A 12,672-nucleotide genomic window follows, 5' to 3' on the forward strand; every position below is an offset into this window, starting at 1 on the left:
CGGATCCGGCACGGCGGCTCGAGCAATATCCTCACCAGTTCTCCGGCGGCATGCGCCAGCGCGTCATGATCGCCATCGGGCTCGCCTGCAACCCGAAGCTGATCATCGCCGACGAACCGACCACTGCGCTCGACGTCACCATCCAGGCGCAGATCCTCGAACTGATGAAGGACCTGTCGCGCCGGCTGAATATTGCGCTGATCGTCATCACGCATAACCTGGGCGTCGTGGCACGCTACGCCGACCGGGTCATCGTGATGTATGCCTCGCGGCTCGTCGAGGAAGGCGACGCCGACGACGTCTTCCACCGGCCGCGCCACCCCTATTCCATGGGACTTTTGCGCTCCGTGCCGCGCCTCGACCGGCCGAGGGGGGCCAAGCTGGAGACCATTGAGGGCCTGCCGCCGAACGCGGCGTCGCCCCCGCCCGGCTGCCGTTTCGCGCCGCGCTGTCCCTACAAGATCGCGATCTGCGAGACCGAGCCCGCGCTGCTGCGCACCGATACCGGCGGGCTGTCGCGATGCCACCGTTATGCCGAAATCGCCGAAGGGAAACTGACCTGGGCCGCGGCCGCGGCGGGTACGGCGCGCGTCGAAGGCAAGACCGGCGATCCGCTGCTTTCGGTGCGCAATCTGACCAAGCATTTCGAGGTGCGCGGAGGCTTTCGCGGCGCCAGCGGCACGGTTCGCGCGGTGCAGGATGTCTCCTTCGACATCTTTCCCGGCGAAACGCTCGGTCTCGTCGGCGAATCGGGCTGCGGCAAGACCACCGTCGGCCGCCTGATCCTGAAGCTGGACGAACCGACCGGCGGCGAGATCGTGTTCGATCGCGTCAATCTCGCCTCCGCATCGAGCGGCGACATGAAGGCGATGCGCCGAAAGATCCAGGTGATCTTTCAAGACCCCTATTCCTCTCTCAATCCTCGCATGACGGTCGGCCAGATCATCTGCGAACCTCTGCATGTCTATCGGCTCGTGCCCGGCCGCAAGCAGGAGCAGGAGCGGGTCGCCCAGCTCCTCGAACAGGTCGGCCTGCGCCCGGAAATGGCGACGCGTTATCCCCATCAGCTGTCGGGCGGACAGCGTCAGCGCGTCGGCATCGCACGGGCGCTCGCGATGGAACCCTCCTTCATCGTCTGCGACGAGGCGGTATCGGCGCTGGACGTGTCGATCCAGGGCCAGATCATCAATCTGCTGGAGGACCTGCAGCGGCGCCTCGGCCTCGCCTATCTGTTCATCGCGCACGATCTTGCCGTGGTGCGCCACATCTCGATGCGCGTCGTCGTCATGTATTTCGGCCGCGTGATGGAGGTCGCCGATCGCGACACCATCTACAGCGAGCCGCTGCATCCGTACACCAAAGTACTGCTCGACGCCGCGCCAATTCCCGATCCGACCGTGGAGAAAGGCCGCGAACCCCGCCTGATCAAAGGCGAGTTGCCGTCGCACTTGTCGCCGCCAGCCGGTTGCGTTTTCAATACCCGCTGCCCCATGGCAAGCGAGGAGTGCCGGCACGTCGTGCCGGCGCTGGAAGAGAAACGGCCGGGTCACTTTGCGGCATGCATCAAGGTCTGATCAACGGAAAGGAAATCGGGTTAACGCTGACGACAAAGTGGGACGACAAGTGACGACCGGCAAAATGCCGGCGAAAGGGAGGAACCATGAAAATTTCAAGACGCGCAGCTCTCAAGGGAACCGCCGGCGCACTCGCGCTCGGACTTGGCGGGATGAATTTCGATCTGAGCCGTGCCTATGCCCAGGCCGACAAGCCCAAGCGCGGCGGTAATCTCAATTTCGCGATCAGCGCCGAGGCACCGCATTACGATCCGCATGCCAGCGACACCTACGCGACGCTGCATCTTGTTGCGCCGTTCTACTCCACCCTCCTGCGGTACAATCTCGACAAGTTCCCGGACGTCGAAGGCGACCTCGCCGAGTCGTGGCAAGTCGCGCCCGACCAGATGAGCTACACCTTCAAGCTCAAGCCGAATGTCAAATTCCACGACGGAACGCCGCTCACCTCCGCCGACGTCAAGGCGACCTATGATCGGCTGCGCAATCCGCCGCAGGGCGTGGTGTCGAACCGCAAGGCGACGTTCTCCGATATCGACACCATCGAGACGCCGGACCCGCTCACCGTTGTCTTCAAGATGAAGGCGTCCAACTCGTCCATGCTCGACCACTTTGCGAGCCCATGGAACGTGATCTATTCCGCCAAGGATCTGGCCGAAAACCCTGCGCTTCCACGCACCAAGGTCAACGGAACCGGCCCCTTCGTCTTTGTCGAGCACGTGAAGGGAAGCCACGTCTCGGGCAAGCGCAACGAGAATTACTTCAAGAAGGATCTGCCCTATCTCGATACGTTCCGCGGCATCTTCACGCTGCAGGCGGCGGCGATGCTGAACGCGCTGCAGGGCGGCCAGGTGCTTGGCGAATTCCGTGGCGTCTCTCCAGCGGAGCGCGATCGCCTCGTATCCGCCATGGGCGACAAGCTGCGGGTTGAGGAATCGAGCTGGACGCTGAACCTTCTCGTCTGCTTCAACGTCGAGAAGCCGCCATTTGACGACGTGCGGGTCCGCCGCGCCCTGCTCATGGCCATCGACCGCTGGGGCGGAAGCAAAGGCCTGTCGCGCATTTCGACCCTGCGCTCGGTCGGCGGCGTGGTCCGTCCCGGCTCGCCTCTGGCGACCCCCGAAGATGAACTGGCCAAGCTCCCGGGCTTCAACAGGGACATCAAGAAGTCGCGCGAGGAAGCACGCAAGCTCCTCAAGGAAGCCGGACAGGAGAACCTGAAATTCGTTCTCTGGAACCGGAACCTGGCGATGCCTTACACGCCGGCCGGCATTTTCCTCGTCGACCAGTGGCGGCAGATCGGCGTCACCGCCGAACACAAACAGTCAGACACGGCACCCTATATCGCCGCCCTGAACAGCGGCAATTATGAGGTGGGGATCGACTTCTCGAACCTGTTCAACGACGATCCGACGCTGTCGATGACCAAGTTCCTGTCGCGCAAGAACAACCCTCTGAACATGTCGCGCTCCAATGACGAGGAGATCGACAAGCTCTACGAGATGCAGTTGCGCGAACGCGATCCCGAGAAGCGCAAGGCGCATATCCGTGCGCTGGAGAAGCGCCTGTTCGAACAGGCCTATCAGCAGCCGCTGTTCTGGTGGCATCGCATCGTGCTGACGCACAAGAACCTGAGGGGCTGGCAAATGTCGCCAAGCCACAATCTCGGCGCGCAGCTCGAAGGCGTCTGGCTCGAAAGCTGATCTGTTCCGCCCTCTCCTGGTCACCGCACCGGGAGAGGGCAACCCTCGATCGGAATACCGCTGATGCTTCGCTACACCGTCAACCGCGTGTTGCTGATGATCCCGACCTTGCTCGGCGTCGCGGTGCTCGTGTTCTTCATGCTGCGCGTGGTGCCCGGCGACATCGTCGAAGTGAAGCTGCGGGGCGACGGCGGCAACGTCACGCAGGAAGTGGTCGAGGCCGAACGCAAACGGCTCGGGCTCGACCGGCCATTGCTCACGCAATTCGGTGAGTGGATGGTCAACATGATGAAGGGCGATTTCGGCATCTCGATGTGGACCGAGCGGCCGGTCCTGGAGGAGATTTCGCTTCGGCTCGAACTGTCCCTTCAGGTCGCGCTCATGGCGACGATCATCGCCGTGCTGCTCGCAATACCGATGGGAACATTGGCGGCGCTGTTCCGCGACACCTGGATCGACTATCTGGTCCGCATCCTGACGATCGGCGGATTGTCGATCCCCTCCTTCTGGTTCGGCATGCTGATCATGCTGAGCCTGCTCGCCTTCTTCAACTGGCTGCCGCCGATCACCTTCACGCCGTTCTATGTCGACCCCTGGGCCAACTTCACGCAATTGATCTGGCCGGCGCTGGCGGTGGGCTACCGCTATTGCGCGGTCGTCGCCCGGATGATCCGTTCCTCGCTGCTCGAGGTTCTGAACGAAGACTATATCCGCACCGCCCGCGCCAAGGGCGTCTACGAAAAGCTGGTGATCTCGCGGCACGCACTGCGCAATGCGCTGCTGCCGGCGATCACCGTGATCGGCCTGGAATTCACCTTCCTGATCGGCGGCCTCGTGGTCACCGAACAGGTATTCAACCTCAACGGCATCGGCCAGCTCTTCGTGCAGAGCGTCGCGCGCAACGACTTCATGCTGATTCAGGGCATGGTGATGCTGATCGCCGCCTTCTACGTGTTTGTGAACCTCATCGTCGACCTGCTCTATGCGGTGTTCGATCCGCGCATCCGCTACGGTAGCTGATTATGTCCGTCGTCACGCTTGAAACCCCGCGTATCCGCAAGCCGCGCGGTCCAATTGCAGAGTTCACGCTTCAGCAGCCGCTCGGCGCGATCTCGTTCGTCATCATCGCGGCGATGATGTTCGCCGGCATCTTTTCGGAATGGGTTGCGCCTTACGACCCCTTGCAGATCGATTTCGCCGCGATCCTGTCGCCGCCGTCCTGGGAGCATTGGTGCGGCACCGACGCCTATGGCCGCGACATCTGCTCGCGCCTGATCTACGGCTCGCGCACGGCCTTGGTGATCGGCTTCTTCTCCTCGTTCATCGGCTCCTCGCTCGGCGCCATTCTCGGCATCGCATCGGCCTATTTTGGCGGGCGGATCGACAACATCATCCAGCGGATCGTGGATATCCTGCTCGCCTTCCCGCTGATCGTCCTTGCTCTGGTGGTCGTCGCCGCGCTGCGCCGCTTCGTGATCGGCGGCGTCGACGTCAACCTGATCTTCGCCATCGCGATTCCGATCATCCCGCGCGTGGCGCGCGTCGTTCGTGCCGCGGCCCTCGGCGTCCGGGTGATGCCCTATGTCGATGCCGCCAGAGCCGCGGGCTATTCCAACAGCCGCATCATTTTCCGCCACATGGCGCCGAATGTGGTCGCGCCTTACCTGATCATGCTCACGGCTTTCATCGCCCAGGCGATCCTTGCCGAAGCGTCGCTCTCATTTCTCGGCCTCGGCGTCGCCGAGCCGACCGCGGCCTGGGGTCTGATGCTCTCCGGCAACGCGGCGGATTTCTACCGCGAGGCGCCATGGATGATCCTGTTTCCGGGCGCGGCGATCTCGCTGGCTGTGTTCGCCTTCAATTTGTTCGGCGACAGCTTGCGCGACTTCCTCGATCCGCGCTTCAAGGTGTAGGGCGCGCGCGAGACGCCTGATCCGGTTCAATGCCGGAACAGCATCTGCCGCGTGAATTCATCAAGGTGCCGGACTGCCTGCAAGGCCGTTTGCAGTCGCTCGCGCTGCCGCGACGACAGCCGCTTCACCGCAACCGTGTTCGCCGGCGCCTTGCCCGCCTGGATGTCTTCAAGCTGCTGCGCCAGGATGAAATCGACAAAAGCAGCATGCGCCTCATCCAGCGCATCGAGATCCTTCTCGCCGCCAAGACCGAGTGCGCGCACACCGAGAAGGCGCGCCGGCGTCGCCCGCTCGACGACGTGGTGCCGGATCGCCAGCACACGCGCGCTCGACACGATCCCGAACAATCCGGCGCGCTTCAGATCGACGCGGCCATGCTTCGTCTGGAAGCCGCCGAAGAAGCCGAGCGCGTTCTCCGGGCGGCCCGCCGCCTCGGCCAGCAGCTTGGCGAACTCGACCTCGCCGTTCGCCACTGCGAATCCATGCCGCCACAGGCGCTCGGACAGCGCGAGATTTCCATGGACGCCGCGCATATCGAAAAAAATGTCGACGGAGAGAAGGTCGTCCGGCCGCGAGCGACCGATCCAGTCCGCGATGCGGTTATGCCAGGTGCGGACCGAGCCGCGCCATTGCGGATTGCTCGCCATCACACCGCCCTGGCAATAGGGCACGCCGACCTCGTTGAGGATGTCGGCGACATGGCTGCCGAGCGCGCCGAACCAGGCATCCTCCGGGCCACCGGGATCGCCGTGCTCGAAAACGATGGCGTTGTCCTGGTCCATGGCGAGCAGGCTTTCGCCGCGGCCACCCGAGCCGAGCAGCGTCATGGCATAGTCGCAGGGTGGCCCGCCCTGCCCGGCCTCGCGCATCCGGCGTTCGGCAATCACCGCCGCCCGCCGCGTCAGGGCGCCAAGCTCGCGTGAAATGATCCCGGCAATGTCGCGCGCGCCAACGCCTTCGGCCAGCAGCGCTGAGCAGACATAAGGCAGCTTCGCCCAGGCTGCGCCGAGCGCCGGGACGGTCTCGGCTTCGTCGATCTCGTCGCCGAGCGAAATTGCCGCCCCGGTCCGCAGCCGCAACAGGTCGCGCGCCGACAGCGCGCCGACGATGTGGCCGAGGTCGTCGGTCACCGCGAGATGCCGGATCTTCATCCGGGTCATGCGGCCGATGCCGCGATAGACGAAATCGTCCGACGGAACGCTGATGAGGGGCCTGCTCGCGAATTGCGCGACACGGCGTTGAAGCGCGCCTTCGCCCTCGCCTGCCAAGGCGCGCAGGAGATCGCGCTCGGTCACGATGCCCGCCGCAGCGGCCGATAGCGCGTCGGGAACGATGTCGTCCGGCGCCACGAACAGCGAGGAGATCCGGTCCCCGATCATCTGCGTCAGCGCATCGCCGAGCTTGCGTTCCGCCGAAATGAATCGGGGCGGGACCGTCATCACATCGCGGATGCGGCGGCGATAGGGGTAGGTATCGAAGCGCTCCACCGAATCGCCCGGCTGTTCGGGGACCGGCGCATCGGCAACCTCGGCCCAGCCCGCGCGATGCTGCCTGTCGAGAATGTCGGTGAAGGCGCGGCACGCTTGCCTGGCCTCCGCAAGGGTCCGGATGCCCCGGTCGCGCAAGAGCGGAATGAGCGCATTGAAGATGCGGCCTGTGGTGATCGCATCGCCAAGAGCCGAATGGCGGTCGGCAACCTCGACACCAAGCCAGTCGGCGAGCTGCTCGAGCGACAGGCCGCCGACATTCGGCTCCGCCACCAGCATCAGCAGCTGCGTGTCGAGGGCTGGCGGCCGCTTCCAGTCGATCCCGCTGCGCGCGCATTCGCGCTGGATGATGGAGAAATCGAAACCCAGCGTGTGGCCGATGAAAACGGCGTCGCCGGCGAACGCAACGAAGTCCGGCCAGACGCTCGCGAAGTCCGGCGCATCGGCCACGGCGCTGTCGTCGATGTGGTGGATCTCCGTCGATGCCGGAGGGATCGGCACCGGAGGCCGCACCAGGCGGCGGAAGGTCTGGCTCGGATCGACGCGGCCGCCGACCACCTTCACCGCGCCGATTTCGACAATGCAGGACTTGCGCGGATCGAGCCCCGTCGTTTCGGTATCGATCGCAACCGCATCGAGGGAGATCAACGGCGTCGCATTGGTCACGATGGCCATGGCGCGATCCCTTGCGGATGCTAGTGATCGCGTCGCAGCTGCCTGATCATCTCCGCCGGATCCATGCGGCTGGTCAATTCCTCGTGGACCTTGACGAGCTGGAGCTGCATGAAGCCGCGCGCCGTCGGGGCATCGGGTGTCAGGAACGGCTTGTCGAACGGCATCATCTCGAAATAGCGGTCGGCAAACGGCACCGGGATGTCGATGATCCGCTTCGGCGGATGCGTCGATAGCCGGTCGAGATGAAGCGCCAGATCGGCGCGCCCGCTCGCCCATTCCTCATCCGTCAGTTCGGGCGGCCGCGGATAGCGATCGTGGACCGACAGCACGAGGTCCCGGACCGCATCGATCTCGCTGCGGCGATCGCCGCCGGCATGCGGCGCGAGCGTTGCTTCGATGGTCTCGCCGACCATCGCCAGTCCCAGAGGAAAGGCCCGCCATCGCGCGCGATTGAGCGCACGCTGAAAGCCTTCATCGGCCAGCATGATCTTGGCGAAATGCCCGGCGCGGGCGCGCGAATAATCGTAGATGCCCTTCTGCGCCAGAAACGCCGCCTGCTGATCGATGAAGTCCGCGAGCGCACCCGGCGTATCGATCTTCGCTTTGCGGCGCAGCAAAAAATCCAGCAGCCCCATTCCTCACCTCGTGAAGCGCATCATTCGCTGCATCGCGGTTGCGTATCTCGCAGATGCGAACGCGCTCGTTCGACGAAAGACTAGCAAATTCAGAGGGTAAAAGCCGCGTTTTGGCCGAAAGTCTTATAAGGCCCGTGGCGTGCGCAATGTTAATTTTCCGTATTGTTCTGCAAGCGCGACAGAAAGATTGCGTGTCAGACAGCGGCAAACTGGGGAGGTGCCGCATATGCCGGCCGGGTCAGCCGGCTCTCCCCGAACAAGCAATCCGGATGCGCGCGCTTCCGGCTTATTCAAATGGGAGGGCAACCGACCGATGTCACAGCAGACAACAACGTCTTCGACGTCTGCCAATGACCAGGCTCATTGGCGCAAGACGACCAACCTCATGTGGATCCATCTCGCGATCTGGTTCTTCTTCGGATACATCATCCACATGTTCGCGCCGGTGTTGAACAAGATCGTCATCGCCGGCTTCCCACTCGGCTTCTACATGGCCGCGCAAGGCTCGCTGATCGCGTTCGTGGTCCAGCTCTTCGTATTCGCGAAGCAGCAGGACAAGATCGACCGCGAATTCGGCGTTGCTGAAGACGATTGAGGGAGAACAAACACATGGCTACTCCCGCTCAAACCTCTGGCGGCAACGACTTCATCAATAATCTCGGCAAGATCTACGGTATGTATACCGGCGGATTCCTTGCCTTCGTCGTGTTTCTGGCAATCCTCGAGCAGGTCGGGGTACCGAACAGAGTCCTCGGTTATCTGTTCGTGTTCTTCACCATTGCGGTCTACGCGATCATCGGCGTGCTCTCGCGTACGGCGCAGGTCTCCGAATATTACGTCGCAGGCCGCCGCGTTCCGGCGCTCTACAACGGCATGGCCACCGGCGCGGACTGGATGTCGGCGGCTTCGTTCGTCGGCATGGCCGGCACGCTGTTCCTGCTCGGCTATGACGGCCTTGCCTGGGTGCTCGGCTGGACCGGCGGCTACGTGCTCGTCTCGGTGCTGGTCGGCCCGTATCTGCGCAAGTTCGGCGCCTATACCGTTCCGGACTTCATGTCCTTCCGGTTCGGCGGCAACTTCGCCCGCTTCCTCGCCGTGATCGTGCTGGTGTGCTGCTCCTTCACTTACGTGACGGCGCAGATCTACGGCACCGGCATCATCGCCTCCCGCTTCCTCGGCATGAACTTCGAGGTCGCGGTGTTCGTGGGCCTCGCCGGCATCCTGCTCTGCTCGATGCTGGGCGGCATGCGGGCGGTGACCTGGACGCAGATCGCTCAGTACATTGTGCTGATCGTAGCGTACCTCACCCCGATCGTGATCCTGTCCACGCAGAAGTACGGGCTCCCGATCCCGCAGCTGACCTACGGTCAGGCGATTGCCGACATCACCGCTCGCGAAGCAGCGATGGTGAAGGACGGCCTGGCGGCCGCGGGCGCGCTGAAGCCCCATATCCAGCCGTGGCTCAACTACACGCCGCTCAACTTCTTCGCGATCATCTTCTGCATGATGGTGGGCACCGCTTCGCTGCCGCACATCCTGATGCGTTACTTCACCACCCCCTCGGTGCGTGAAGCCCGTCAGTCGGTGGCGTGGTCGCTGTTCTTCATCTTCCTCCTGTACTTCTCGGCGCCGGCCTATGCGGCGTTCTCGAAACTGGAGGTTTACACCAACATCATCGGCCGCAACGTGACGGAGATCCGCCCATGGATGTTCACCTGGGGCGAGCTCGGTCTGATCAAGGTCTGCGGCAAGGATGCTGCCAGCCTCCAGGCCGTGATCGACGCCTGTAAGGCGGCGGGCACGCAGGTCGTGCGCTTCCAGGACTTCTCGATCAATACGGACGTGATCGTTCTCTCCACACCGGAGATCGCGGGATTGCCGTATGTGATCTCGGGTCTGGTCGCCGCCGGCGGTCTCGCCGCCGCGCTCTCGACCGCGGACGGTCTGCTGCTCGCCATCGCCAACGCGCTCTCGCACGACATCTATTACAAGATGATCGATCCGAACGCGCCGACGGTGAAGCGGCTGACAGTTGCTCGCATCCTGCTGGTGCTCGTCGCGGTGTGTGCCGCGGCTACTGCGGCGACAAAGCCTGCCGACATTCTCGCGATGGTCGGCTGGGCCTTCTCGCTCGCGATGGCCGGCAACTTCCCGGCGCTCGTCATGGGCATCTGGTGGAAGCGGGCCACGACAGCAGGCGCCATCGCCGGCATCATCGGCGGCTTCGGCATCGCGCTGGGATACCTCGTGGTCAGCCGGTACTTCCCCGGCTTCGGCGTGAAGTATCTCGCCATGACGTCCCTGCCCAATCCGGCCGGCAATCCGCTGGTCGATCTGACCAAGGCGATGGCGGCACCCAATGCGATGGACAGCTGGGTCCCGGCAACCCACCCGATGGCAAGCCGCGTCGGCTGGTTCGGGATCAACAACATCGCGGCCGGTCTCATCGGCATGCCGGTCGGCTTCCTGCTGATCTATGTGGTGTCGTTGATGGGCAAGGAGCCGTCGAAGGAAATGCAGGCCTTCGTCGACGAAATCCGCAAGCCGCGCGGCCGCACCGTGCTGCAGGAAAAGGACTAAGCCTCTTCAAGAAGGCGTCAAACAAGGCGGGGTCCGGGTCATCCGGGCCCCGTTTTCTTTTGCGGTCATGACGGAGCCCCCGCACTTCGCGAAAGCGATGCAAAACGCGTGAGGCTGGGTTAAAAGCGCGTCCGGCTTCCTTCGGAGCCACGGGACGCTAACGGCAAGGCTGGATCGCGTGCAGCAATCGTTCTGGAGCCTCTGGTTTTTCAACCTGCCCAATTTCGTTCTGGCCGTGGTGATGTACACCATGCTCGGCCGTGCGCTGCTCGGGCTCTTCGTCGATCCGGAATCGAAGAATTACATCTGGCGCGCCTTTTGCGCGATCACCGATCCGTTCCTGAAGGTCATCCGTGTGGTGACGCCGAATGCGACGGCGCCGGTGGTTCTGTGGCTGTTCGGCTTCGTCTGGATGTTCTGGCTGCGTGTTCTGTTGTTCGTGATGTTCTTCGCCACCGGCCTGCTGAAGATTGGTGGCGGACAATGAACGAGCGCAGCTTTTACTATATCGGCATCGCCTTCTTCGGGATGATCAACGGCATTTTCAATCCGTTCTTCGTCATCGTTTTCCAGATCTCGATCTACCTCATGGCCGCTCCGCTGTTCGAATCGACGGCCGCGATCGCCTATTTCTCCTCGCTGATGCTATCCACGGCGACGGTGATCCTCGGGGGAATCCCGGCGGCCCTGTACGAGCGCTTTATTGGCGCAAAGGACGATTCGACCGTGACGTCGCTGTGGATCTGGCTCGCCGGCACCGCGATCCTGTCGATCCCGGCGATCGGAAACTTCCTGAAATTCGGCCTGTAAAGCCAGTCTTCTCACTTTTCAGTGCTTTCGCCGAAATTTGCGGCTCAGGCCTTTTCCTGCCGGATTCGGGAACCAGCTTAATGGCGAGGCGTTCCCGTCCAGCGCGGGAGGCCGGCTGTTCTGTCTTTGAAAACCAGAGTTGGGGGACACACTTTAACGTTCTTCAAGGAGCCCCGCATGGATACCTTTGCGCGGTTTGCATTTTTCACGATCGCTCGCGACGCCGCCGTTTCGGCCTTCGCCGGCGCGATCCTGATGGTGGCGTACAGCTTCAATCCTCCGATGGCCCTGGTCCTGGGTGGCTCGGTCGCCATGTTCTTCGCAGGCACGATGCTGGTCCGGGCCTTCTTCCTGAACGAGGACAGGCTGGTGGCTTCGGAGCCGTGGCAGGTCATGGAGCCGGAGCAACGGCCGATCGGTGAGAATGTCCGCACGGCGGCCTGCGAACGGCTCGAAACCATGCTGCTGGCCGCAGCCAAGAACGCGTCCGGCATCGCCGCGCTGATGTTCGGACTTGGCCTGCTCAGTTCATGGGCATGAGAGGTTGCGGCACCGCACACACCGCTTCGTGAGCGGCAACCATGGCGCCGCTTTGTTAATCTGACGGTCCCCATTCCGAGAGGGCGACAATGGAGCACATGCGCCGGGTTGCGTACGAAACCGTGTTGCGCGCCTGCGGCTTTGCCTCTCTCGGTATTTTCTGCGTGATGACCGGGATGTCGTTCAACCCCCGGCTGGCCTTTCAGGCGGGGGGATTTCTCACCACCATCATGGCGTTCGTGCTCGTTCTCAAGGCGCGCGAGGCGCTCACCAAGGATTATCGCCGCACCGAGATGTGGCTGTATATCGACAAGAATTTCCGGCCCCCCGAAGCCTACGCGCAATGGGCCAGTTCCACGATCCTGCGCGATACCTACCTCACCTTCGCGATGTGGACTGCGCTGATCTCGGTCGTGATGTGGGTGCTGGCCTTGGCATTCTCGCTGTTCGGCGCGCAATCCACCCTCGCCCGGGACAATGCCGCCCCGCCGTCCCGCCCGGCCGCGGTTCGAACCCAAAAGCCGCCACCGCCTTTGGCGATGGAGAGCACCCTGGCGCCGGAGCCGCGACGTCCCGTCCCGTCGATCCGGTATCAGGTCTTTCCCTGAGCGGGGCACGCCCGGCGCGAGGATGCGAAGCCGGTGGCAGGTCGGCCCTGTTAAGCCTGGGCGGATGGCGGCGCCCCTGCCAGGTCCGTGATCTTCATGGCGGTAGCACATGGCAGGACGGCCTTGGCCGGGAGCATGTTGGCGTGAGCC

Annotated in this window: 12 protein-coding genes; 10 read left to right on the plus strand and 2 right to left on the minus strand. The window is 63.3% G+C overall.

All coding sequences use genetic code 11. The features are described 5' to 3' along the window. The 4 genes from VN004_RS11855 to VN004_RS11870 form a co-directional block, all read left to right on the plus strand. The coding region (locus VN004_RS11855) for an ABC transporter ATP-binding protein (RefSeq protein WP_325610212.1) at positions 1-1,574 on the plus strand (1,574 nt) is incomplete at its 5' end. A gap of 86 nt (positions 1,575-1,660) precedes the next feature. Beyond that, positions 1,661-3,274, plus strand: coding sequence for an ABC transporter substrate-binding protein (locus VN004_RS11860; RefSeq protein WP_325610213.1), 1,614 nt, complete (start codon positions 1,661-1,663; stop codon positions 3,272-3,274). A gap of 63 nt (positions 3,275-3,337) precedes the next feature. Then, entirely contained in the window at positions 3,338-4,294 is a 957-nt protein-coding gene (locus VN004_RS11865) for an ABC transporter permease (protein WP_325610215.1), read from the plus strand. 2 nt (positions 4,295-4,296) lie between these two features. Next, positions 4,297-5,187, plus strand: coding sequence for an ABC transporter permease (locus VN004_RS11870; protein ID WP_325610218.1), 891 nt, complete (start codon positions 4,297-4,299; stop codon positions 5,185-5,187). Positions 5,188-5,213: 26 nt separating this feature from the next. On the opposite strand, the gene VN004_RS11875 is transcribed toward VN004_RS11870, so the two are convergent. Together VN004_RS11875 and VN004_RS11880 are read right to left on the minus strand one after the other, a co-directional pair. Next, complete coding sequence (locus tag VN004_RS11875) at positions 5,214-7,349, minus strand: DUF294 nucleotidyltransferase-like domain-containing protein (RefSeq protein WP_325610220.1); 2,136 nt, start codon at positions 7,347-7,349, stop codon at positions 5,214-5,216. A 20-nt stretch (positions 7,350-7,369) separates the two neighbouring features. Beyond that, a complete protein-coding gene (locus VN004_RS11880) occupies positions 7,370-7,984 on the minus strand; it encodes a hypothetical protein (RefSeq protein WP_325610222.1) in 615 nt (204 codons plus the stop codon). Between the two features lie 313 nt (positions 7,985-8,297). Between VN004_RS11880 and VN004_RS11885 the strand changes: the two genes are divergently transcribed. The 6 genes from VN004_RS11885 (at position 8,298) to VN004_RS11910 (ending at position 12,522) form a co-directional block, all read left to right on the plus strand. Next, positions 8,298-8,579: a DUF4212 domain-containing protein gene (locus VN004_RS11885; protein ID WP_325610224.1), complete on the plus strand. Its 282-nt coding sequence runs from the start codon at positions 8,298-8,300 to the stop codon at positions 8,577-8,579. A 14-nt stretch (positions 8,580-8,593) separates the two neighbouring features. Then, positions 8,594-10,564: a sodium:solute symporter family protein gene (locus tag VN004_RS11890; RefSeq protein WP_325610226.1), complete on the plus strand. Its 1,971-nt coding sequence runs from the start codon at positions 8,594-8,596 to the stop codon at positions 10,562-10,564. Between the two features lie 178 nt (positions 10,565-10,742). Then, the gene (locus VN004_RS11895) at positions 10,743-11,051 is read left to right on the plus strand and encodes a hypothetical protein (RefSeq protein WP_325610228.1); all 309 of its coding nucleotides are present in this window, start codon (positions 10,743-10,745) and stop codon (positions 11,049-11,051) included. Further along, a complete protein-coding gene (locus VN004_RS11900; protein ID WP_325610230.1) occupies positions 11,048-11,374 on the plus strand; it encodes a hypothetical protein in 327 nt (108 codons plus the stop codon). Before VN004_RS11895 ends, VN004_RS11900 begins: the two co-directional genes overlap by 4 nt. A 177-nt stretch (positions 11,375-11,551) precedes the next feature. Next, positions 11,552-11,914 (plus strand): hypothetical protein, encoded by a 363-nt coding sequence (locus VN004_RS11905; RefSeq protein ID WP_325610232.1) that lies wholly within the window; start codon positions 11,552-11,554, stop codon positions 11,912-11,914. Positions 11,915-12,012: 98 nt separating this feature from the next. Further along, positions 12,013-12,522, plus strand: coding sequence for a hypothetical protein (locus VN004_RS11910; protein WP_325610234.1), 510 nt, complete (start codon positions 12,013-12,015; stop codon positions 12,520-12,522). Positions 12,523-12,672 lie beyond the last annotated feature (150 nt).

The organism is Pseudorhodoplanes sp., from assembly GCF_035565855.1.
In the GTDB taxonomy this organism is placed as follows: domain Bacteria; phylum Pseudomonadota; class Alphaproteobacteria; order Rhizobiales; family Xanthobacteraceae; genus Pseudorhodoplanes.